The organism is Streptococcus nakanonensis (assembly GCF_059738785.1).
Genome location: NZ_AP027139.1, coordinates 1777101 through 1799372, shown reverse-complemented (window position 1 = coordinate 1799372; position 22272 = coordinate 1777101). Strand labels below are relative to the sequence as shown.

Here is a 22272-nt window from a genome sequence, read left to right as displayed (position 1 = left end):
GAATGATAAAAAAGGTTACGATTGAAGAAATAAAATCGCCTGAGCGCTTCTTAGAAGTACCACTTCTGACGAAAGAAGAAGTCGGCCAGGCAATCGATAAGGTTATTCGGCAGTTAGAACTCAACCTTGACTATTTCAAGGAAGATTTCCCGACGCCAGCTACCTTTGATAATGTCTATCCAATCATGGATAATACGGAATGGACCAATGGTTTCTGGACAGGAGAACTGTGGTTGGCTTATGAATACAGTCAACAGGATGAATTTAAAAACATCGCTCATAAAAATGTTCTTTCTTTCCTGGATCGTGTCAATAAGAGAGTAGAATTGGATCACCATGATCTCGGCTTCTTGTACACACCGTCTTGTATGGCTGAATATAAGATAAATGGAGATGGAGAGGCCAGAGAGGCAGCCTTGAAAGCTGCAGATAAGTTGATTGAACGCTATCAAGAAAAAGGTGGTTTTATTCAAGCTTGGGGAGACTTGGGCAAGAAAGAGCATTACCGTTTGATTATCGACTGCTTGCTCAACATCCAACTCTTATTCTTTGCTTATCAAGAAACAGGCGATCAAAAATACTACGATATTGCAGAAAGCCATTTCTATGTTTCAGCTAATAATGTAATCCGTGATGACGCTTCGTCCTTCCACACCTTCTACTTTGATCCTGAGACAGGTCAACCCCTTAAAGGTGTAACGAGACAAGGGTATAGTGATGATTCATGCTGGGCACGTGGTCAATCATGGGGAGTCTATGGTATTCCTTTGACTTATCGTCACCTGAAAGACGAGTCCTGCTTTAACTTGTTTAAGGGTGTAACCAATTATTTCTTGAATCGTCTGCCAAAAGATCATGTTTCTTATTGGGATTTGATTTTTAATGATGGTAGTGATCAATCACGAGATTCTTCAGCAACAGCTATCGCTGTCTGTGGGATTCATGAAATGCTAAAACATCTCCCAGAGGTGGATGCTGACAAAGATATTTATAAACATGCTATGCATGCCATGCTTCGTTCTTTGATCGAACATTATGCAAATGATCAATTTACCCCTGGTGGGACAAGTCTCCTCCACGGTGTGTACTCATGGCATTCAGGTAAAGGAGTGGACGAAGGCAATATCTGGGGTGACTACTATTACCTAGAAGCCCTTATCCGTTTCTACAAAGACTGGAACCTATATTGGTAGGAGGAGAAATATGACAATGCCAAATATTATTATGACCCGTATCGATGAACGGTTGATTCATGGGCAAGGACAACTTTGGGTAAAATACCTAGGTTGTAATACGGTCATTGTTGCCAATGATGAAGTAAGCACGGACAAGATGCAACAAACTCTGATGAAAACAGTTGTGCCAGACTCAGTTGCCATGCGTTTCTTCCCTTTGCAAAAGGTGATTGATATCATTCACAAGGCTAATCCTGCTCAAACGATCTTTATCGTTGTAAAGGATGTGAAGGACGCTTTAACCTTGGTAGAAGGTGGTGTCCCTATTGAAGAAATCAATATTGGGAACATTCACAATGCCCCTGGTAAAGAGCAAGTGACACGCTCCATCTTCCTGGGTGAAGAGGACAAGGCAGCCCTCAAGGAATTGAACCAAACTTATCAAGTAACATTTAATACGAAAACAACTCCAACAGGAAATGATGGAGCTGTTGAAGTCAACATTATGGACTATATTTAAAAGAGGAGATCGTTATGTCGATTAATGTATTTCAAGCGATTTTAATTGGATTATGGACAGCTTTCTGTTTTAGTGGAATGCTGTTAGGAATTTACACCAATAGATGTATTGTTCTGTCATTTGGTGTCGGAATTATTCTAGGTGATTTGCCTACTGCTCTTGCAATGGGAGCTATTGGTGAATTGGCTTATATGGGATTCGGTGTTGGTGCTGGAGGTACTGTTCCACCAAACCCAATCGGACCTGGTATCTTTGGTACCTTGATGGCTATCACTAGTGCTGGTAAAGTCAGTCCAGAAGCGGCTCTTGCCCTCTCTACTCCGATTGCTGTGGCGATTCAATTCTTACAAACTTTCGCCTACACTGTACGTGCTGGTGCGCCTGAAACGGCGATGAAGCACTTGAAAAACCATAATTTGAAGAAATTCAAGTTCACTCTAAATGCAACAATTTGGTTGTTTGCCTTTATTGGATTTACCTTGGGTTGCTTGGGTGCCCTTTCAATGGATACCTTGTTGAAACTCGTAGACTACATTCCACCGGTATTGCTTACAGGTTTGACAGTTGCTGGTAAAATGCTCCCAGCTATCGGTTTTGCGATGATCTTGTCAGTGATGGCTAAGAAAGAGTTGATTCCCTTTGTCTTGTTGGGATATGTTTGTGCAGCTTATCTAAACATCCCAACAATTGGTATTGCAATTGTAGGTACTATCTTTGCTTTGATTGAATTTTATAACAAGCCAAAAACAGCGAATCATGTGGTAGAGGAGGAAGCACACGATGACTGGATCTAACAAATTAACAAAACGTGATTATCTTAAAACGTCTTTGCGGGCATTCTTTTGTCAAAATGGATTTAACTATAGTAACTATCAAGGGTTGGGATATGCCAATGTGATGTATCCTGCTTTGAAAAAACACTATGGAGAGGATCAGGAAGGTTTCTACCAAGCCTTGGAAGAAAACTGTGAATTCTATAATACCAACCCACACTTCCTGCCTTTTATTACCAGTTTGCACCTTGTAATGTTGGAAAATGGCCGTCCGGCAAAAGAGACACGTAGCATCAAGATGGCCTTGATGGGGCCATTGGCAGGTATTGGGGATTCTCTTTCTCAATTCTGTTTAGCTCCATTGTTCTCAACCATCGCCGCTTCTTTTGCTCAAGAAGGCCTGGTTGTCGGTCCAATCTTGTTCTTCCTAGCGATGAATACGATTTTGACAGCGATTAAATTGTCAACTGGTCTCTATGGATACAAACTAGGAACGACTGTGATTGATAAACTAAGTGAACAGATGGCAACGATTTCTCGTATTGCTAATATTATCGGTGTAACCGTAATTGCTGGTTTGGCAGCGACATCTGTGAAGATTATGGTGCCAATCACCTTTGCTGCAGGGGAAGTTAAAGCAGATACCAAACAAAGTATCGTAAGTATTCAGGGAATGCTTGATAAGGTTGCTCCAGCTCTTCTACCAGCCCTATTTACACTTTTAGTTTACTACTTGATCAAAGAAAAGAAATGGACAACATATAAACTCGTTATTTTAACAGTTATCATCGGAATTATCGGAAGCTGGCTTAAGATTCTAGCTTAATGGATACAACATTGTTTTATGGAATAGTGATTGTCTTGGCAGTGAGCCCCCTTTTACTGTCAAGCTTTCATTCTATTCGTCAGCAAAAGTTGCTTCGCAAACAGATGGAGCAACGAAAAGAGTATTTAGCTTCTTTAACATCTGGTGATGAAGTGTTGTTATTGTCTGGAATTCATGGAAAAATCATTTCTATCAAAGATGACTTGGTCTCCTTGCAGATTGCAAAAGGTGTGGTCATCTATGTAGAAAAGGAAAGTGTAATGGGAAAGACAAAAGAACTGCTTTTTAAGTAGTTCTTTTTCTGGTAATAGATAATGAAAGAAGAAAGAAGACAATTTTTTGAAAGAATTGATGGGGATCAATATCGTGATTATATCTTGTCCCACTGTTCACAAGACTATGAGAAAGTCAAGCGTTCCCTTGAACGCTTGATGGACAATCGTTTTATGTTTGATAGTCCTTGGGATATGGAACCTTGTTCAAAAATCCATCAAATCCAGCCGATGGTGTGGAATCAAGTATTTGAAGATGATCCAGAATGGGCTTATATGCTCAATCGACAAGAATATCTCTTGCAGTTTATGATAGGGTATCTGGTAGAAGGAGATAAGGGTTATATTCAAAAGTGTAAGTTCTTTCTATTTGACTGGATTGAGCAGGTGAGAGAATTTCGTCCTCAATCTTTGATGACTAGAACCTTGGATACGGGTATTCGTTCCTTTACTTGGTTGAAACTACTCTTGCTCCTCTTGAAATTTGACTTGCTAGAGGAGGAAGAACTAGAGAAAATTTTGGTCAGTCTAGAAAAGCAGATTGACTTTATGAAAAGCCATTATCGCGCCAAGTACACCCTTAGTAACTGGGGGATTTTACAAACGATTCCGATACTTGCAACCTATCATTTCCTTTCAGATAAGATGGACCTAGAAGAAGCTTACCATTTTGCTTTAAAGGAGTTGAAACAGCAAATTGAGACACAGATTTTAGGTGATGGAAGCCAGTTTGAACAGTCGATTCTCTATCATGTAGAGGTTCATAAAGCCTTGCTGGATTTGTGTCTCTTGCTTCCAGACTTGCAAGATAGTTACCAAGAGTTGCTGGAAAAGATGGCGACCTATATTCAAATGATGACAGGCTTAGATGGACGGACTCTGGCTTTTGGTGATAGCGATTCTACAGAAACGACAGAAATTTTGAGCCTGTCTGCTGTGATGTTGAACAAGGAAGACCTTCTTAACGGTCTGGATGTTAAAGTCGATTTGCTTAGCCTCTTGTTCCTGGGGCGAGAAAAGGTCAAGCGACTGCAGGAATTTGAAAAGAGAGCTTGGCAGCCTAAGTCCATGATCTTTGAAGACTCTGGACATGTCTGCATTAAGGATGAACATCGTTATCTATTTTTCAAAAATGGTCCGCTAGGAAGTGCCCATAGCCATAGTGATGAGAATAGTTTTTGCTTACAGTATCAAGGCCAACCTATTTTCATAGATGCTGGGCGTTATTCTTATCGGGAGATATATGAACGTTATCTCTTAAAGAGTGCTTGGAGTCATTCGACCTGCATTGTAGATGGGAAAGCTCCGGAAAGAATCACGGGATCCTGGAAATATGAATACTATCCTCACTCCCTGTTTTGTCACCACAAAGAAAGAGAGGGAGTGCATTATATTGAGGGGGCTTATTTGTCAGCAGAACCTGATTTGCCTTATCTTCACAGGAGAAAAATCCTCATGTTGGCAGAGGATGTATGGCTCTTGGTAGATGATATCAGGTGTCAAGGTCAGCATGAGGCGTTGACTCAGTTTATCCTTGACAAGGATGTGACCTATCAAGATGGGAAAATCAATCAGTTGAAACTATGGAGTGAAGTTGATTTTGATTTGGAAGCTACGATCATTTCTCCTAAATACAATGAGCTTGAAAAAAGTAGCAAACTCACCAAACACCAATTCTTTGAGAATCAGATGCTGGATTATACAATCATTGCGCATGAGAGTTTTGAAATCATCCGTCATTCTGTCTACCAGACAGATGGTCATCAAGTAGAAAATGCTCTGGCTTTTGAAGTGAAAAATGACGAAACAGACAAGCTGATTCTGTTATTAAGCGAGGATATTTGTGTAGGTGAAAAATTATGCCTCGTTGACGGAACAAAAATGCGTGGAAAATGTCTAGTATATGATAAAATAAATGAGAGAATGATTCGCTTGCAGTGCTAGAAATAGGCGTTTTGAATAGTGAATATGTTATAATGAGTATTAGTAGGAGGTGTTTTAGATTGGAGAAGAAACTGACCATAAAAGATATTGCAGAAATGGCTCAGACCTCGAAAACAACCGTGTCATTTTACCTAAACGGGAAATATGAAAAAATGTCCCAAGAGACACGTGAAAAGATTAAAAAAGTTATTCATGAAACAAATTACAAACCGAGCATTGTTGCGCGTAGCTTAAACTCCAAACGAACAAAATTAATTGGTGTTTTGATTGGTGATATTACCAACAGTTTCTCAACCCAAATTGTTAAGGGAATTGAGGATATCGCCAGCCAGAATGGCTACCAGGTAATGATAGGAAATAGTAACTACAGCCAAGAGAGTGAGGACAGGTATATTGAAAGCATGCTTCTCTTGGGAGTAGACGGCTTTATTATTCAGCCTACCTCTAATTTCCGAAAATATTCTCGTATCATCGATGAGAAAAAGAAGAAAATGGTCTTTTTTGATAGTCGGCTCTATGAACACCGGACTAGCTGGGTCAAAACCAATAACTATGATGCCGTTTATGATATGACCCAGTCCTGTATCGAAAAAGGTTATGAGCATTTTCTCTTGATTACAGCGGATACGAGTCGTTTGAGTACTCGGATTGAGCGGGCAAGTGGTTTTGTGGATGCTTTAACAGATGCTAATATGCGCCACGCTAGGCTAACCATTGAAGATAAGCATACGAATTTGGAACAAATTAAGGAATTTTTACAAAAAGAAATCAATCCCGATGAAAAAACTCTGGTATTTGTTCCTAACTGTTGGGCCCTACCTCCAGTCTTTACCGTTATCAAAGAGTTGAATTATAACTTGCCACAAGTTGGGTTGATTGGTTTTGACAATACGGAGTGGACTTGCTTTTCTTCTCCAAGTGTTTCGACGTTGGTTCAGCCCGCCTTTGAAGAAGGACAACAGGCTACAAAGATTTTGATTGACCAGATTGAAGGCCTCAATCAAGAAGAAAGGCAACAAGTCTTGGATTGTAGTGTGAGTTGGAAAGAGTCGACTTTCTAAGATGAAAGGGAAATAACTGGCAACCTCTGTTAAGAAATAAAATAATCCCATCTAGCATGAGCTGGACGGGATTATTTGTCTATAAAATGAGAAATTATGGGAGTAATCTCCTAAATCAACTGTTTTTGATTTACTTCTTTAACTACTTGATAAAAGTTATAGAAGTAGACCAAACTTGAGATGATGGTTACGACTAGGAATATTGGAAATTTCCATTGGATGGGGTTTCTTGATTGTCTTGGTTCAAGATTGAAAAATCGTATAGTGAAGTCATTGATTGCTTTTCTCTTTCTGTTTGGTATTTTTAGGAGTTTTTTCCTCCTGTAGGGATAGAAAGCCGTAGGTCAGGGTTCCAAAAATGCTACCGATAATCAGGCCGTACATTAGGAAAGGACCACTTTTATCAAATTGCATGAGCAACTTCATAAAATCTGGAAGGGACATCTGCTGAACGAAGACTTTATGAAAGATGAGTAGCGTAAAGAGGCCAATCTGAAGACCGATAAACACAACCCAGCTTCGAAATTTGATTTGTTTTTTGCTGTAGGTTTTGAGGATGATTTCTGACTTGTCATCTTTTTCCAGATGGAGTTCTTTGACGGCTCTTTGAGTTTTTAAAGTAATGAAAAAAATGAGTCCAGTGTAAACGTAGGGCATAGCATAGCGAACGGTTTCTATGAAGCGTCCAAATAACAGATAAAATAAGAAGAGGAAGAAGGAAGAATAAACGATTTGAACCATAGAACGGGCGCAAGCCTTGTAGATAATCTCTTGTCGGCATTCATCAAAAGGGCCTTGGATATGAAAGAGATTTCGAAGTAGGCGAGTGGTGAAGTCTTCTTTTTTCATACTAGTAACCTCCTAAATGAGCGGTTTTACTGATTTTCTTTTACGAATTGATAGAGATAATAAAGATAAGTGATAGAAGAAAGGCTAGCAATAGTCAGCAGTAAATAATATTTCCAACCGCTTGAGATGAGCATCAGTTGTGGAAAAGATAGAATCATAAAGCACAGTGCTAAGTTGAGTATGCGTGTTTTTTGGGAGTCAATCTTTAGATAAGTCAGTCCTTTGTTGAGGGCTGGAATAAAGACTAGAAGGAGGAATATCTCGCTGAATGGCAAGTCCCCTGAAACGATGATGAAGATGAGAAGAGAACTGAACAAAAGATGATAGGTAAGTAAAGTTAGTAGTGATTTCATAGGGCACCTCCTAATCCTGGTCTTTTTTAGCTCTTGCAATACGAAGTGAGTCGACAATATGTATCATCACTCCGAAAAAGAAAGCTCCCAGTATAGTTTTAAAAATATGTTTTGTATTTAGAAGAGAACTGATAAAATTTGGATTTTCACTTGTTAGGGTATCAATGAGTGGAATTATAAAAAATATCACTGTTCCATAAATCGAACCTGCTTTCAGACCAGGATAACGTGACTGTTTCTTTTCTTTTTTCATAGGGCACCTCCTAATCCTCATCTTGATCTTTCTTAGTTTTTGCAATGCGACGGGAGATGAGAATCTGTATAACCACTCCAAAGAAGACAGACTGGAGGATACTTGAAAAAATATTTTTAAAAGCGAGAAGTGACTGAAGATAGTCCTGACTCTCACCTAGCAGTATATGGAGAAGAGGGGTTGTAAAAAAACTCATTAATCCATAGACTATCCCAGCTTTCAGACCTGGGTAGTGTAGTTGCTTGCTTTCTTTCTCATTCAGCATATCTGGTTCAATAGTTGTAATCCCTGTTTTTTGCATTTGATAGGTGACATAGCCAGCAGCGATGAGGGCAATCGCTAAAATCAGAGGAGGATAGACTAGAGCCACTAGTTGAGGATATTTATAGGCCAGAAGGAGTGGAATAAGATTTCCGAAAATCATCAGATAAAAGAGGAAGATAAAGACTTGGTTACCTATACGGTCTGCCTCGCGTCGTTTGTATTCGTCAAGGGGATCAGAAATACCGTATGTGCGCTTGATCAGTTTTTCAGTGAAGGTTTCTTTTTTCATAAGTTTGCTCCTTTTTTAAAAATTATCTTCCCAAAAGAGACTGTTGAGGTCAGTTTGGAGACTGCGGGCGAGATTGAGACAGAGTTCCAGAGTTGGGTTGTACTTGTCGTTCTCAATCATATTGATGGTTTGTCTCGAAACACCGATATCCTTGGCGAGCTCGAGCTGGGAAATACCTAGTTCCTTGCGAAATTCTTTCACACGATTCATCTGGTCTCCTTTCTGATTTGTGTCGTATATATTTGACTATATTATATTCTTCTATAGAGCGAATGTCAAGCATATTTGACATATTTCTTAAAGAAATCTTACTTTTTTTGACCTATTTGTCTGACTAGTGCAAGCTAGTAGGATTTGTGGTAAAATAGATAAGATATGACAAAAGAATTTCATCATGTAACGGTCTTACTCCACGAAACGGTTGATATGCTCGACGTAAAGCCTGACGGTATCTACGTTGATGCGACTTTGGGTGGAGCGGGCCATAGCGAATATTTATTGAGTAAATTAAGTGAAAAAGGCCATCTCTATGCCTTTGACCAGGACCAGAATGCCATTGCCAATGCGCAAAAACGTTTGGCACCCTATATCGAAAAAGGGATGGTGACTTTTATAAAGGATAACTTCCGTCATTTACAGGCACGTTTGCGCGAAGCTGGTGTTCAGGAAATTGATGGAATTTGTTATGACTTGGGAGTGTCTAGTCCTCAGCTGGACCAGCGTGAGCGTGGTTTTTCTTATAAAAAGGATGCACCATTGGACATGCGGATGAATCAGGATGCTAGTCTGACAGCCTATGAAGTGGTGAACAATTATGACTATCATGACTTGGTTCGTATTTTCTTCAAGTATGGTGAGGATAAATTTTCTAAACAGATTGCGCGTAAGATTGAACAAGCGCGTGAAGTCAAGCCAATCGAGACAACGACTGAGCTGGCAGAGATTATCAAGTCGGCCAAACCTGCCAAGGAGCTCAAGAAGAAGGGCCATCCTGCCAAACAGATTTTCCAGGCTATTCGAATTGAAGTCAATGATGAACTGGGAGCGGCAGATGAGTCCATCCAGCAGGCTATGGATATGTTGGCTCTGGATGGTAGGATTTCAGTGATTACCTTTCATTCCTTGGAAGACCGTTTGACCAAGCAATTGTTCAAGGAAGCTTCAACAGTTGAAGTTCCAAAAGGCTTACCTTTCATCCCAGATGATCTCAAGCCCAAGATGGAATTGGTATCCCGTAAGCCAATCTTGCCAAGTGCAGAAGAGTTAGAAGCCAATAACCGCTCGCACTCAGCCAAGTTGCGCGTGGCCAGAAAAATTCACAAGTAAGAGGAAAAAAGATGGCAGAAAGAATGGAAAAAACAGGTCAAATACTACAGATGCAACTTAAACGGTTTTCGCGTGTGGAAAAAGCTTTTTACTTTTCCATTGCTGTAACCACTCTTATTGTAGCCATTAGTATTATTTTTATGCAGACCAAGCTCTTGCAGGTGCAGAATGATTTGACAAAAATCAATGCGCAGATAGAGGAAAAGAAGACCGAATTGGACGATGCCAAGCAAGAGGTCAATGAACTATTACGTGCAGAACGTTTGAAAGAGATTGCCAATTCACACGATTTGCAATTAAACAATGAAAATATTCGAATAGCGGAGTAAGATATGAAGTGGACAAAAAAAGTAATCCGTTATGCGACCAAAAATCGGAAATCGCCGGCTGAAAACAGACGCAGAGTTGGAAAAAGTCTGAGTTTATTATCTGTCTTTGTTTTTGCCGTTTTTTTAGTCAATTTTGCGGTCATTATTGGGACGGGCACTCGCTTTGGAACAGATTTAGCGAAGGAAGCTAAGAAGGTTCATCAAACCACCCGTACAGTCCCTGCCAAACGTGGGACTATTTATGACCGAAATGGAGTCCCGATTGCTGAGGATGCGACATCTTATAATGTCTATGCGGTCATTGATGAGAACTATAAGTCAGCAACGGGTAAGATTCTTTACGTAGAAAAAACACAATTTAACAAGGTTGCAGAGGTCTTTCATAAGTATCTGGACATGGAAGAATCCTATGTAAGAGAGCAACTCTCGCAACCTAATCTCAAGCAAGTTTCCTTTGGAGCAAAGGGCAATGGGATTACCTATGCCAATATGATGTCTATCAAAAAAGAGTTGGAAACTGCAGAGGTCAAGGGGATTGATTTTACAACCAGTCCCAATCGTAGTTACCCAAACGGACAATTTGCTTCTAGTTTTATTGGTTTAGCTCAACTCCATGAAAATGAAGATGGAAGCAAGAGTTTGCTGGGAACTTCTGGGATGGAGAGTTCCTTGAATAGTATTCTTGCAGGGAAAGACGGTATTATTACCTATGAAAAGGATCGTCTGGGTAATATTGTCCCTGGAACAGAACAAGTTTCCCAACAAACGGTAGATGGCAAGGATGTTTATACGACTATTTCCAGCACCCTTCAGTCCTTCATGGAGACCCAGATGAATGCCTTTCAAGAAAAAGTAAAAGGTAAGTATATGACAGCAACCTTGGTTAGTGCTAAAACGGGAGAAATTCTTGCAACGACGCAGAGACCAACCTTTGATGCCGATACTAAGGAAGGACTTACCAAGGACTTTGTTTGGCGTGATATCCTCTATCAAAGTAACTATGAGCCAGGGTCAACCATGAAGGTCATGACGCTCGCTGCTGCTATTGACAATAACACTTTCCCAGGCGGAGAAGTCTTCAATAGTAGTGAGTTAAAAGTAGCAGATGCTACTATCCGAGATTGGGACGTCAATGAAGGATTAACTGGCGGAGGAATGATGACCTTTTCTCAAGGTTTCGCGCACTCAAGTAACGTTGGGATGACGCTTCTTGAGCAAAAGATGGGAGATGCTACCTGGCTGGATTATCTAAATCGCTTTAAATTTGGTGTTCCGACTCGTTTTGGCTTGACGGATGAATATGCAGGTCAACTTCCGGCTGACAATATCGTAAATATTGCTCAGAGTTCATTTGGACAAGGGATTTCAGTAACCCAGACGCAAATGATTCGTGCCTTCACGGCTATTGCCAATGATGGAGTTATGCTAGAACCTAAATTTATCAGTGCCTTGTATGACCCAAATGACCAATCTGTTCGGAAATCTCAAAAAGAGATTGTAGGAAATCCTGTTTCCAAAGATGCAGCCAGTCTAACTCGAACCAACATGGTTTTGGTAGGAACAGATCCAGTTTATGGAACCATGCATAACCACAGTACAGGCAAGCCAACTGTAACTGTTCCTGGTCAAAATGTAGCCCTCAAGTCTGGTACAGCCCAGATTGCCGATGAGAAAAATGGAGGTTACTTGGTTGGTATGACCAATTACATTTTTTCGGCTGTATCGATGAACCCTGCTGAAAATCCTGATTTTATCTTGTATGTAACGGTTCAACAGCCTGAGCATTATTCAGGTATCCAGTTGGGAGAATTTGCCACCCCAATCTTGGAGCGGGCTTCAGCTATGAAAGAATCTCTCAATCTTCAATCTCCAGCCAAAAATTTAGATAAAGTTACGACAGAATCTTCTTATGCAATGCCTAGCATCAAGGATATTTCACCTGGTGAGTTGGCGGAAGCCTTACGCCGAAATATTGTGCAACCAATCGTTGTAGGTACTGGAACAAAGATTAAAGAGACTTCTGTAGAAGAAGGGACCAATCTTGCACCAAACCAACAAGTTCTCCTTTTATCGGATAAGGTAGAAGAAATTCCAGACATGTATGGCTGGAAAAAAGAGACTGCCGAGACCTTTGCTAAATGGTTGGATATTGAACTGGAATTTGAAGGTTCAGGTTCCGTTGTTCAGAAGCAAGATGTTCGGACTAATACAGCTATCAAAAACATTAAAAAAATTACATTAACTTTAGGAGACTAATATGTTTATTTCTATTAGTGCTGGAATTGTGACATTTTTACTAACTTTAGTAGGAATTCCGGCCTTTATCCAATTTTATAGAAAGGCGCAAATTACAGGCCAGCAGATGCATGAGGATGTTAAACAGCACCAGGCAAAAGCTGGGACTCCTACAATGGGAGGTTTGGTTTTCTTAATTACTTCTGTTTTGGTTGCTTTCTTTTTCGCCCTATTTAGTAGCCAATTCAGCAATAATGTGGGAATGATTTTGTTCATCTTGGTCTTGTATGGCTTGGTCGGATTTTTAGATGACTTTCTCAAGGTCTTTCGTAAAATCAATGAGGGGCTAAATCCCAAGCAGAAATTGGCTCTTCAGCTTCTAGGTGGAGTTATCTTCTACCTTTTCTATGAGCGCGGGGGGGATATCCTGTCTGTATTTGGTTATCCAGTTCATTTGGGATTTTTCTATATTTTCTTCGCTCTTTTCTGGCTAGTCGGTTTTTCAAATGCAGTCAACTTGACAGACGGTATTGACGGTCTAGCTAGTATTTCCGTTGTGATTAGCTTGTCTGCCTATGGAGTTATTGCCTATGTGCAAGGTCAGATGGATATTCTTCTAGTGATTATTGCCATGATTGGTGGTTTGCTTGGTTTCTTCGTCTTTAACCACAAGCCTGCTAAGGTTTTTATGGGGGATGTGGGAAGTTTGGCTTTAGGTGGAATGCTGGCAGCGATTTCTATGGCTCTCCACCAAGAATGGACTCTCTTGATTATCGGAATTGTTTATGTCTTTGAAACAACTTCGGTCATGATGCAAGTCAGCTATTTCAAACTGACAGGTGGTAAACGTATTTTCCGTATGACGCCTGTACATCACCATTTTGAGCTTGGAGGATTGTCTGGTAAAGGAAATCCTTGGAGCGAGTGGAAGGTTGACTTCTTCTTTTGGGGAGTGGGGCTTCTAGCAAGTCTCCTGACTCTAGCAATTTTATATTTGATGTAAGAATAGCACCCTGACGTTTCAGGGTGTTTTTGCTTTTTAAAAAATATTGGTCAGTCAAAGTCAAATTTCTTGACCTTTTCTGACTAATGTAGTATATTATGAACGTAAGGTAAATGAAAGCCTTACTCGAACACTTATGCTCAATGAAAATCAAGAGCAAACTAGGAAGCTAGTTGCAGGTTATCAAAACACGGTTTCGAGCTTGTAGATAAGGCGAAGCTGGTGTGGTTTGAAGAGATTTTCGAAGAGTATAAAAAATATTGGTCAGTCAAAGTCAAATCACTTGACCTTTTCTGACTAATGTAGTATATTATGAACGTAAGGTAAATGAAAGCCTTACTCGAACACTTATTTAAAGTAAAATAGAAAGAGGTGGGGTCTATGTTTAATCTAGAAATCTTCAGAAGTAAAGATAGTCTACTCCTGCTTGAAAAAGAAAAACCAGAAATAGTACCTAGAGTAGCGATTTAGCTAGTCTAAATTTTTTAAAACAAAGGTCAAAGATAGTCAATATCAGTAATCATAACTAAGTAAACAAAAAGAGGTAAAGAATATGAACAACAACTTTAATAATTTTAACAACATGGATGATTTATTTAACCAATTGATGGGTGGTATGCGCGGATACAGTTCTGAAAATCGTCGTTACTTGATTAATGGACGTGAAGTCACACCTGAGGAATTTACTCACTATCGTGCGACTGGTCAATTACCAGGAAATGCAGAAGTTGATGGCCAAATGCCACAACATACGTCAGGTATGAAACAAGACGGTGTCCTTGCTAAACTAGGTCGAAACTTGACAGCAGAAGCTCGCGAGGGCAAGTTGGATCCTGTTATCGGACGAAACGAGGAAATTCAAGAAACATCTGAAATCCTCTCACGCCGTACTAAAAACAATCCTGTACTTGTCGGAGATGCAGGTGTTGGTAAGACAGCCGTTGTCGAAGGTTTAGCACAAGCTATTGTGAATGGTGATGTTCCTGCTGCTATCAAGAACAAGGAAATTATTTCCATTGACATCTCAGGTCTTGAGGCTGGGACTCAATATCGTGGTAGCTTTGAAGAAAATGTCCAAAACCTAGTCAATGAAGTGAAAGAAGCAGGGAATATTATCCTCTTCTTTGATGAAATTCACCAAATCCTCGGTGCAGGTAGTACGGGTGGAGACAGTGGTTCTAAAGGGCTTGCGGATATTCTCAAGCCAGCCCTCTCTCGTGGAGAATTGACAGTGATTGGGGCAACGACTCAAGATGAATACCGTAACACCATCTTGAAGAATGCAGCTCTTGCTCGTCGTTTCAACGAAGTCAAGGTCAATGCTCCTTCAGCAGAGGATACCTTTAAAATTCTTCAAGGAATTCGTGACCTCTATCAACAACACCACAATGTCATCTTGCCAGACGAAGTCTTGAAAGCAGCGGTGGATTATTCTGTTCAGTATATTCCTCAACGTAGCTTGCCAGATAAGGCTATCGACCTTGTCGATGTAACGGCTGCTCACTTGGCAGCTCAGCATCCTGTAACAGATGTGCATGCTGTTGAACGTGAAATCGAGGCAGAAAAAGACAAGCAAGAAAAAGCAGTTGAGGCAGAAGATTTTGAAGCAGCTCTAAACTATAAAACACGCATCGCAGAATTGGAAAAGAAAATCGAAAACCACACAGAAGATATGAAAGTGACTGCAAGTGTCAACGATGTGGCTGAATCTGTAGAACGTATGACGGGTATTCCAGTATCGCAAATGGGAGCATCAGACATCGAGCGTTTGAAAGATATGGCTCATCGCTTGCAAGATAAGGTAATCGGTCAAGATAAGGCAGTAGAAGCAGTGGCCCGTGCTATCCGTCGTAACCGTGCTGGTTTTGATGAAGGTAATCGCCCAATCGGCAGCTTCCTCTTTGTAGGACCAACTGGGGTTGGTAAGACAGAACTTGCTAAGCAATTGGCGCTGGATATGTTTGGAACTAAGGACGCCATCATCCGTTTGGATATGTCTGAATACAGTGACCGCACAGCAGTTTCTAAGCTGATTGGTACCACAGCAGGTTATGTGGGTTATGATGACAATAGCAATACCTTGACAGAACGTGTTCGTCGCAATCCATACTCTATCATTCTCTTGGATGAAATTGAAAAGGCTGATCCTCAAGTCATTACCCTTCTCCTCCAAGTATTGGATGATGGTCGTTTGACAGATGGTCAAGGAAATACCGTTAACTTTAAAAACACAGTCATTATCGCAACATCAAATGCTGGTTTTGGCTATGAAGCTAACTTGACAGAAGATGCGGACAAACCAGAATTGATGGACCGTTTGAAACCCTTCTTCCGTCCAGAATTCCTCAACCGCTTTAATGCAGTTATCGAGTTCTCGCACTTGACGAAGGAAGACCTTTCTAAGATTGTGGATTTAATGTTGGCTGAAGTCAACCAAACCTTGGCTAAGAAAGACATTGACTTGGTAGTCAGTCAAGCAGCTAAGGACTATATCACAGAAGAAGGTTATGACGAAGTCATGGGTGTTCGTCCGCTCCGTCGCGTGGTTGAACAAGAAATTCGGGATAAGGTGACAGACTTCCACTTGGATCACCTAGATGCTAAACATCTGGAAGCAGATATGGAAGATGGTGTTTTGGTCATTCGTGAAAAAGCCTAATACTCTTCGAAAATCAAATTCAAACCACGTCAGCTTCGCCTTGCCGTACTCAAGTACTGTCTGTGGCTAGCTTCCTAGTTTGCTTTTTGATTTTCATTGAGTATAAGCCAAGATTTTGAGAATAAAAAGAAGGAGCCAGCTGAAAAAAACTGGTTCCTTTTTTACATTTAAATCACATGACGCTCAAAGGCATCATCTGAAATACCTTGTTCTAGGATGAGTTTAGCCCATTCTTTAGCAGAAAAGAGACTGTGATCCTTGTAGTTTCCGCAAGATTCGATGGTTGTTCCAGGGACGTCTTCCCAAGTAGTAGTTTCAGTGATTTCCTTGAGCGAATCCTTGATAACTGCTGCAATTTCAGCGCTGGTATGACGCCCCCACATAATCATGTGGAAGCCTGTGCGGCAACCAAATGGTGAACAGTCAATCATGCCGTCGATGCGGGTACGGATGAGTTTGGCTAAGAGGTGCTCGATAGTGTGAAGGCCGGCAGTAGGGATAGAGTCTTCGTTTGGTTGCACCAAGCGAATATCATAATTGGAGATGATGTCTCCCTTTGGCCCTGTTTCTTCCCCAATCAAGCGAACGTAAGGTGCTTTAACAATGGTGTGGTCAAGTTCAAAACTTTCGACAATAACTTCTTTTGACATGGTAAATCCTTTCAGTTTTCTTCTTTCATTATATCATAAAGGTTGCTCCTGAGACAGAGAGAAAACCTCTCCGAGGGTGGAGAGGTTCAAATCGTTACTTACGATACAAGCGGTCGTATTGGTAGTATGGGTCAAAGGTTACGTTGATACCCAATTTACGAAGGACATTCTTGTCTTCATCTGTCAAGATGATGGTTGAGTGGGCTTCGCTTCCTTTGAGGTTGCCAAGTTCTTCCATAGCACGAGCAGCATCAGGATTTTCTGTAGCTGTGATGGCAAGTGCAATCAGGATTTCATTTGAATGCAGGCGTGGATTGCGGCTACCCAGATGATCGATTTTAAGACCTTGGATTGGCTTAACAACTTCAGGTTCGATTAGTTTTACTTCTTTAGCAATGTCAGCTGATTTCTTGATGGCGTTGATCAAGGCAGCTGCTGTAGGGCCAAAGAGTTCTGAGTTCTTACCAGTGACAATTTCCCCGCTAGGCAATTCAAGTGCTAGGGCTGGTCCGCCAGTTTCTTCTGCCTTTTGACGGGCAACGACAGCAACCTTGCGGTCTGCAGGTGTGATGCCGAGGTCGTTCATGAGCAACTCGATTTTCTTGACAGCAGATTCGCCCACTTTTTCGGCTTTGAAATCAAGGACAGTCTGATAGTAGCGACGGATGATTTCTTGTTTAGAGGCTTCAATGGCAGCCTCGTTATCTGTGATAGCGAAACCAACCATGTTGACACCCATGTCTGTTGGAGAAGCGTATGGAGACTCTCCTAGGATACGTTCTAACATGCGTTTGAGAACTGGGAAAATTTCAATATCACGGTTGTAGTTGACAGTGGTTTCTCCGTAAGTTTGGAGATGGAAGGGGTCAATCATGTTGACATCGTCAAGGTCAGCTGTGGCAGCCTCGTAGGCCAAATTGACTGGGTGATGAAGAGGAAGATTCCAAACTGGGAAGGTTTCAAACTTAGCGTAGCCAGACTTGATGCCATTGATTTGGTCGTGGTACATATTGGACATACAGGTTGCCAATTTTCCAGAACCAGGTCCAGGAGCGGTTACGACGATCAAGTTGCGACTGGTTTTGATGTAGTCATTTTTTCCCATGCCTTCTGGGGAAATGATGTGGTCCATATCCGTCGGATATCCTTTGATTGGATAGTGAAGATAAGAATCAATTCCGTTTTTCTCGAGTTGGTTGCGGAAGGCATCTGCAGCTGGTTGGCCAGCGTACTGTGTGATGACAACGGAGCCGACAAAAATTCCCAGTTCATTGAATTTGTCAATCAAACGAAGAACTTCTTGGTCATAAGAAATACCCAAGTCACCACGTGCCTTGGAATGTTCGATGTTGCTAGCATTGATGGCAATTACAACCTCAACTTGCTCTTTCAACTCTCGCAAGAGCTTGATTTTGTTATCAGGCTCATAACCAGGAAGCACGCGAGCAGCGTGGAAATCTTCTAGCATTTTGCCACCAAACTCCAAGTAGAGCTTGCCGTCAAATTGGTTAATGCGCTCCAAAATATGGTCGCGCTGTAGATTCAAATATTGTTCAGAACTAAAAGCTTGTTTTTTCATTTTTTTACCTCTGACCTCTATTATAATAAAAAATTGGAAGTTAGGAAACTATGGAGTCAAAAAAGAAATTAAAAAGATTAGGCAAACGCTTGCACAAAATTCTAAAAAGCGCTATCATAGACTATAGATTATGAAAATAATGAGGTAAGAAGATGCAAGAAAAATGGTGGCACAATGCCGTAGTCTATCAAGTTTATCCAAAGAGTTTCATGGATAGCAACGGAGATGGAATTGGCGATTTGCCAGGAATTACTAGTAAGTTAGACTATCTAGCCAAGCTGGGGATTACAGCGATTTGGCTTTCTCCTGTTTATGACAGCCCCATGGATGATAATGGCTATGATATTGCCGATTATCAAGCGATTGCAGCTATTTTCGGAACCATGGAGGATATGGATGAGCTGATTGCGGAAGCCAAGAAGCGTGATATTCGTATTATCATGGACTTGGTGGTCAATCATACATCAGATGAACATGCTTGGTTTGTCGAGGCCTGTGAAAATCCTGATAGCCCTGAGAGAGACTACTATATCTGGCGCGATGAGCCCAACGACCTAGACTCTATCTTTAGCGGATCTGCTTGGGAATACGATGAAAAGTCAGGTCAATACTATCTCCACTTTTTCAGTAAGAAACAGCCGGATCTCAACTGGGAAAATGAAAAACTTCGCCAGAAAATTTATGAGATGATGAATTTCTGGATTGATAAAGGGATTGGCGGTTTCCGTATGGATGTTATTGATATGATTGGGAAAATTCCTGACGAGAAGGTAGTCAATAATGGTCCTATGCTCCACCCCTATCTCAAGGAGATGAATCAAGCGACCTTTGGAGATAAAGATCTCTTGACGGTGGGGGAAACTTGGGGAGCAACACCAGAGATTGCCAAGCTCTACTCTGATCCAAAGGGGCAAGAATTGTCTATGGTCTTCCAGTTTGAGCATATCGGTCTTCAGTATCAGGAAGGGCAGCCTAAATGGCACTATCAAAAAGAACTGAATATTGCTAAGTTAAAAGAGATTTTCAACAAATGGCAGACAGAATTAGGAGTTGAGGATGGCTGGAATTCCCTCTTTTGGAACAATCATGATCTCCCTCGTATCGTCTCAATCTGGGGAAATGACCAGGAATACCGTGAAAAATCTGCCAAAGCCTTTGCGATTTTGCTTCATCTCATGAGAGGGACACCTTATATCTACCAAGGTGAGGAGATTGGGATGACCAACTATCCGTTTGAAACACTGGACCAAGTAGAAGATATTGAATCCCTCAACTATGCGCGTGAGGCTCTTGAAAAAGGTGTTCCGATTGAAGAAATCATGGACAGTATCCGTGTTATTGGACGTGACAATGCCCGCACCCCTATGCAATGGGACGAGAGCAAAAACGCCGGGTTCTCAACAGGTCAACCTTGGTTGGAGGTTAATCCAAACTATCAAACAATCAACGTTCAAGAAGCGCTGGCAAATCCAGATTCTATTTTCTATACCTATCAGAAACTGGTTCAAATCCGTAAGGAAAACAGCTGGCTGATTCGAGCTGACTTTGAATTGCTTGATACGGCTGATAAGGTCTTTGCCTATATCCGTAAGGATGGCGACCGTCGCTTCCTAGTCGTGGCTAACTTGTCCAATGAAGAGCAAGTCTTTGTAGTAGAAGGAAATGTCAAATCTGTCTTGATTGAAAACACCCTAGCTCAAGAAGTCTTTGAAAAACAAATCTTAGCTCCATGGGATGCTTTCTGTGTGGAAATGACTAACTAAAAAGTGAGAACCTTGAGCCTTAGAGCTTGAGGTTTTTTGCTAAAAGTTGTATAAAAAACTATTTTAAAAACATTTGTTAGAATTTTCTAACAAATTCTACAAGAAGTCTTGCATTTATAAAAAAATAGGGTATAATAGTGAAAATACTATTTTGAAGGAGATTATTTATGCAATCGAAAAAGTGGCTCTTAGGAGCAGGAGTGACCTTGAGCACAGCCATTCTTTTAACAGCTTGTGGGAAAAGTGAAAAGAATGCAGATGCTCCCAAAACATTTTCTTATGTTTATGCAGTTGATCCATCATCCTTGGATTATAGCCTTACAAGTAAAAGTTCAACTTCTGACGTAATAGGTAATGTCGTCGACGGTCTTTTAGAGAATGATAAATATGGGAATCTCATTCCTTCTCTAGCAGAGGATTGGTCAGTTTCTAAAGATGGTTTGACTTATACCTACAAACTACGTAAAGGTGTGAAGTGGTATACTTCAGAAGGAGAAGAGTATGCGGAAGTTAAAGCTCAGGATTTTGTTACAGGTCTGAAACATGCAGCAGATGGAAAGTCTGATGGTCTTTCTTTGGTTGAGAAATCTATCAAAGGATTGGAGGCTTATGTTAGTGGTGAGACAAACGACTTCTCAACTGTAGGTGTGAAGGCTCTTGATGATTATACGGTAGAATATACCCTTAATAACCCGGAAAGTTTTTGGAACTCTAAAGTAACCACAGCAACCATGCTTCCTGTAAATGAAGAATTTTTGAATGCAACAGGCAAGGATTACGGAGCGCCAACTCCATCAAGTATTCTTTACAATGGCCCATATTTTTTGAAATCTTTGATTTCTAAATCTGTGATTGAATATGAAAAAAATCCTAACTATTGGGATAAGGACAATGTCAAAATTGATAATGTTAAATTGACATTCTATGATGGTTCAGATCAAGAATCCTTAATTCGTAGCTTTACACAAGGTGCCTATACCACTGCACGTCTTTTTCCAGCAAGCTCAAACTTTGAGTCAACTAAGAAAGAGTACGGAGATAAGATTGTCTATAGTCCACAAGAGGCAACAAGCTACTACCTCACTGTGAATGTAAACCGCCAGTCTTACAATAAAACAGCTAAAACAGATGAGTCACAAAAAACATCAACAAAAGAAGCTCTTCTCAATAAGAACTTCCGTCAGGCTCTTAATTTTGCATTTAATCGCCACGCCTATACAGCTCAATTAAACGGTGAAGAGGGTGCGGATAAGATTATTCGTAATAGTCTAGTGCCAGATAATTACGTTCAAGTAGCTGGGAAGACCTTCGGACAGTTGGCTCAGGATGAACTACTGAAATATGGAGAACAGTGGAAAGATGTGACTCTCACAGATGGTAAGGATACAATTTACAATCCAACAAAGGCCAAGTCTGCATTTGAAAAAGCGAAGTCAGAATTGCAAGCTAAGGGAGTGAGTTTCCCGATTCATCTGGATGTGCCTGTTGAGCAAACTGATGTAGTTGCGGTTCAACAAACCAATTCTCTAAAACAATCAATTGAAGAAACACTTGGAACGGAGAATGTCATTGTAGATGTTCTTCAAATGACAGATAATGAGAAGGAAAGTATTACTTCTCAAGCTAAAGTTCCAACCCAGAAAGATTATGATTTGAACGGAACAGGTTGGGGACCAGATTACCAAGATCCAGCAACCTATCTCAATATTTTAGATGCTAAGAAGGGTTCTGCCTTGAAACATCTAGGTATAACAAAGGGTAAGGATCCTGAAGTTGTGGCGAAAGTTGGCTTGGATGAATACAAGAAGCTCTTGGATGATGCGGCTTCTGAGACAAGTAATCTTGATAAACGATACGAAAAGTATGCCAAAGCACAGGCTTGGGTTACTGATAGTTCACTTCTTATTCCAGTTGCTTCTTCAGGGGGCTCTCCTATGGTTAGTCGTACTGTTCCATTTACCAAAGCTTATTCACAGGTTGGTATTAAGGGGGATCCATTTATTTTTAAAGGAATGGAACTTCAAAATGATATTGTGACAACTAAAGAGTATGATGCGGCCTTCAAAAAGTGGCAAAAGGAAAAACTGGAATCGAATGCTCAGTATCAAAAGGATTTAGAAAAGCACATAAAATAATGTGAATGAGAATC

General features: G+C 40.7%; 21 protein-coding genes. 14 read left to right on the top strand and 7 right to left on the bottom strand.

The features are described 5' to 3' along the window. Positions 1-2 precede the first annotated feature (2 nt). From AC6I9F_RS08530 to AC6I9F_RS08500, 7 genes are read left to right on the top strand one after another with little or no spacing between them, the layout of a single operon-like run. The gene (locus AC6I9F_RS08530) at positions 3-1193 is read left to right on the top strand and encodes a glycoside hydrolase family 88 protein (protein ID WP_049513583.1); all 1191 of its coding nucleotides are present in this window, start codon (positions 3-5) and stop codon (positions 1191-1193) included. A gap of 10 nt (positions 1194-1203) precedes the next feature. Continuing rightward, positions 1204-1695: a PTS sugar transporter subunit IIB gene (locus tag AC6I9F_RS08525; RefSeq protein WP_000178618.1), complete on the top strand. Its 492-nt coding sequence runs from the start codon at positions 1204-1206 to the stop codon at positions 1693-1695. 14 nt (positions 1696-1709) lie between these two features. Then, a complete protein-coding gene (locus AC6I9F_RS08520; RefSeq protein ID WP_000026611.1) occupies positions 1710-2489 on the top strand; it encodes a PTS mannose/fructose/sorbose/N-acetylgalactosamine transporter subunit IIC in 780 nt (259 codons plus the stop codon). Then, positions 2476-3294, top strand: coding sequence for a PTS system mannose/fructose/sorbose family transporter subunit IID (locus AC6I9F_RS08515; protein ID WP_000148015.1), 819 nt, complete (start codon positions 2476-2478; stop codon positions 3292-3294). The genes AC6I9F_RS08520 and AC6I9F_RS08515 overlap by 14 nt, the downstream gene beginning before the upstream one ends. Beyond that, a complete protein-coding gene (gene yajC, locus AC6I9F_RS08510; RefSeq protein ID WP_000381733.1) occupies positions 3294-3587 on the top strand; it encodes a preprotein translocase subunit YajC in 294 nt (97 codons plus the stop codon). Before AC6I9F_RS08515 ends, yajC begins: the two co-directional genes overlap by 1 nt. Positions 3588-3608: 21 nt before the next feature. Then, positions 3609-5510 carry an alginate lyase family protein gene (locus tag AC6I9F_RS08505; RefSeq protein WP_050390650.1) on the top strand — a complete coding sequence of 634 codons (1902 nt, stop codon included), beginning with the start codon at positions 3609-3611 and terminating at the stop codon, positions 5508-5510. 59 nt (positions 5511-5569) lie between these two features. Next, positions 5570-6571: a LacI family DNA-binding transcriptional regulator gene (locus AC6I9F_RS08500; RefSeq protein ID WP_000412459.1), complete on the top strand. Its 1002-nt coding sequence runs from the start codon at positions 5570-5572 to the stop codon at positions 6569-6571. Between the two features lie 270 nt (positions 6572-6841). Here AC6I9F_RS08500 and AC6I9F_RS08495 read toward each other — a convergent pair whose 3' ends face one another. The 5 genes from AC6I9F_RS08495 to AC6I9F_RS08475 are packed head-to-tail and all read right to left on the bottom strand — an operon-like array spanning position 6842 to position 8789. Beyond that, positions 6842-7420, bottom strand: a complete 579-nt coding sequence (locus tag AC6I9F_RS08495; RefSeq protein WP_498021680.1) for a DUF3278 domain-containing protein — start codon at positions 7418-7420, stop codon at positions 6842-6844. A gap of 26 nt (positions 7421-7446) precedes the next feature. Then, on the bottom strand, positions 7447-7773 hold the full coding sequence (locus AC6I9F_RS08490) for a hypothetical protein (protein WP_000838783.1): 327 nt from the start codon (positions 7771-7773) through the stop codon (positions 7447-7449). A 10-nt stretch (positions 7774-7783) separates the two neighbouring features. Then, positions 7784-8026: a hypothetical protein gene (locus AC6I9F_RS08485; protein ID WP_000711749.1), complete on the bottom strand. Its 243-nt coding sequence runs from the start codon at positions 8024-8026 to the stop codon at positions 7784-7786. 10 nt (positions 8027-8036) lie between these two features. Continuing rightward, a complete protein-coding gene (locus tag AC6I9F_RS08480; RefSeq protein ID WP_498021678.1) occupies positions 8037-8579 on the bottom strand; it encodes a DUF3278 domain-containing protein in 543 nt (180 codons plus the stop codon). Between the two features lie 15 nt (positions 8580-8594). Beyond that, positions 8595-8789: a helix-turn-helix transcriptional regulator gene (locus AC6I9F_RS08475; RefSeq protein ID WP_001082471.1), complete on the bottom strand. Its 195-nt coding sequence runs from the start codon at positions 8787-8789 to the stop codon at positions 8595-8597. 165 nt (positions 8790-8954) lie between these two features. Here AC6I9F_RS08475 and rsmH point away from each other — a divergent pair, with 165 nt between their 5' ends. The 5 genes from rsmH (at position 8955) to AC6I9F_RS08450 (ending at position 16131) form a co-directional block, all read left to right on the top strand. Beyond that, positions 8955-9905, top strand: coding sequence for a 16S rRNA (cytosine(1402)-N(4))-methyltransferase RsmH (gene rsmH, locus AC6I9F_RS08470; protein WP_498021674.1), 951 nt, complete (start codon positions 8955-8957; stop codon positions 9903-9905). Between the two features lie 11 nt (positions 9906-9916). Beyond that, the gene (gene ftsL, locus AC6I9F_RS08465) at positions 9917-10234 is read left to right on the top strand and encodes a cell division protein FtsL (protein WP_000840840.1); all 318 of its coding nucleotides are present in this window, start codon (positions 9917-9919) and stop codon (positions 10232-10234) included. A gap of 3 nt (positions 10235-10237) precedes the next feature. After that, on the top strand, positions 10238-12490 hold the full coding sequence (gene pbp2x / locus AC6I9F_RS08460) for a penicillin-binding protein PBP2X (RefSeq protein ID WP_498021670.1): 2253 nt from the start codon (positions 10238-10240) through the stop codon (positions 12488-12490). A gap of 1 nt (position 12491) precedes the next feature. Then, the gene (gene mraY / locus AC6I9F_RS08455) at positions 12492-13472 is read left to right on the top strand and encodes a phospho-N-acetylmuramoyl-pentapeptide-transferase (RefSeq protein WP_498021668.1); all 981 of its coding nucleotides are present in this window, start codon (positions 12492-12494) and stop codon (positions 13470-13472) included. Positions 13473-14025: 553 nt separating this feature from the next. Further along, entirely contained in the window at positions 14026-16131 is a 2106-nt protein-coding gene (locus tag AC6I9F_RS08450; RefSeq protein ID WP_173262406.1) for an ATP-dependent Clp protease ATP-binding subunit, read from the top strand. A 167-nt stretch (positions 16132-16298) separates the two neighbouring features. On the opposite strand, the gene AC6I9F_RS08445 is transcribed toward AC6I9F_RS08450, so the two are convergent. Together AC6I9F_RS08445 and AC6I9F_RS08440 are read right to left on the bottom strand one after the other, a co-directional pair. Continuing rightward, a complete protein-coding gene (locus AC6I9F_RS08445; RefSeq protein ID WP_164226660.1) occupies positions 16299-16781 on the bottom strand; it encodes an S-ribosylhomocysteine lyase in 483 nt (160 codons plus the stop codon). 94 nt (positions 16782-16875) lie between these two features. Further along, entirely contained in the window at positions 16876-18360 is a 1485-nt protein-coding gene (locus tag AC6I9F_RS08440) for a DUF1846 domain-containing protein (protein ID WP_498021665.1), read from the bottom strand. A gap of 152 nt (positions 18361-18512) precedes the next feature. On the opposite strand from AC6I9F_RS08440, the gene AC6I9F_RS08435 reads away from it, so the two are divergent. Then, positions 18513-20123 (top strand): glycoside hydrolase family 13 protein, encoded by a 1611-nt coding sequence (locus AC6I9F_RS08435; RefSeq protein WP_498021663.1) that lies wholly within the window; start codon positions 18513-18515, stop codon positions 20121-20123. Between the two features lie 167 nt (positions 20124-20290). Next, a complete protein-coding gene (locus tag AC6I9F_RS08430; RefSeq protein ID WP_050141364.1) occupies positions 20291-22258 on the top strand; it encodes a peptide ABC transporter substrate-binding protein in 1968 nt (655 codons plus the stop codon). The last annotated feature ends 14 nt before the right edge of the window (positions 22259-22272 follow it).

Bases quoted from the DNA above. Each gene is read 5' to 3' on its own strand.
- AC6I9F_RS08530 (WP_049513583.1), top strand. From the start codon at position 3: ATGATAAAAAAGGTTACGATTGAAGAAATAAAATCGCCTGAGCGCTTC.
- AC6I9F_RS08525 (WP_000178618.1), top strand. From the start codon at position 1,204: ATGACAATGCCAAATATTATTATGACCCGTATCGATGAACGGTTGATT.
- AC6I9F_RS08520 (WP_000026611.1), top strand. From the start codon at position 1,710: ATGTCGATTAATGTATTTCAAGCGATTTTAATTGGATTATGGACAGCT.
- AC6I9F_RS08515 (WP_000148015.1), top strand. From the start codon at position 2,476: ATGACTGGATCTAACAAATTAACAAAACGTGATTATCTTAAAACGTCT.
- yajC (WP_000381733.1), top strand. From the start codon at position 3,294: ATGGATACAACATTGTTTTATGGAATAGTGATTGTCTTGGCAGTGAGC.
- AC6I9F_RS08505 (WP_050390650.1), top strand. From the start codon at position 3,609: ATGAAAGAAGAAAGAAGACAATTTTTTGAAAGAATTGATGGGGATCAA.
- AC6I9F_RS08495 (WP_498021680.1), bottom strand. From the start codon at position 7,420: ATGAAAAAAGAAGACTTCACCACTCGCCTACTTCGAAATCTCTTTCAT.
- AC6I9F_RS08490 (WP_000838783.1), bottom strand. From the start codon at position 7,773: ATGAAATCACTACTAACTTTACTTACCTATCATCTTTTGTTCAGTTCT.
- AC6I9F_RS08485 (WP_000711749.1), bottom strand. From the start codon at position 8,026: ATGAAAAAAGAAAAGAAACAGTCACGTTATCCTGGTCTGAAAGCAGGT.
- AC6I9F_RS08480 (WP_498021678.1), bottom strand. From the start codon at position 8,579: ATGAAAAAAGAAACCTTCACTGAAAAACTGATCAAGCGCACATACGGT.
- AC6I9F_RS08475 (WP_001082471.1), bottom strand. From the start codon at position 8,789: ATGAATCGTGTGAAAGAATTTCGCAAGGAACTAGGTATTTCCCAGCTC.
- rsmH (WP_498021674.1), top strand. From the start codon at position 8,955: ATGACAAAAGAATTTCATCATGTAACGGTCTTACTCCACGAAACGGTT.
- ftsL (WP_000840840.1), top strand. From the start codon at position 9,917: ATGGCAGAAAGAATGGAAAAAACAGGTCAAATACTACAGATGCAACTT.
- pbp2x (WP_498021670.1), top strand. From the start codon at position 10,238: ATGAAGTGGACAAAAAAAGTAATCCGTTATGCGACCAAAAATCGGAAA.
- mraY (WP_498021668.1), top strand. From the start codon at position 12,492: ATGTTTATTTCTATTAGTGCTGGAATTGTGACATTTTTACTAACTTTA.
- AC6I9F_RS08450 (WP_173262406.1), top strand. From the start codon at position 14,026: ATGAACAACAACTTTAATAATTTTAACAACATGGATGATTTATTTAAC.
- AC6I9F_RS08445 (WP_164226660.1), bottom strand. From the start codon at position 16,781: ATGTCAAAAGAAGTTATTGTCGAAAGTTTTGAACTTGACCACACCATT.
- AC6I9F_RS08440 (WP_498021665.1), bottom strand. From the start codon at position 18,360: ATGAAAAAACAAGCTTTTAGTTCTGAACAATATTTGAATCTACAGCGC.
- AC6I9F_RS08435 (WP_498021663.1), top strand. From the start codon at position 18,513: ATGCAAGAAAAATGGTGGCACAATGCCGTAGTCTATCAAGTTTATCCA.
- AC6I9F_RS08430 (WP_050141364.1), top strand. From the start codon at position 20,291: ATGCAATCGAAAAAGTGGCTCTTAGGAGCAGGAGTGACCTTGAGCACA.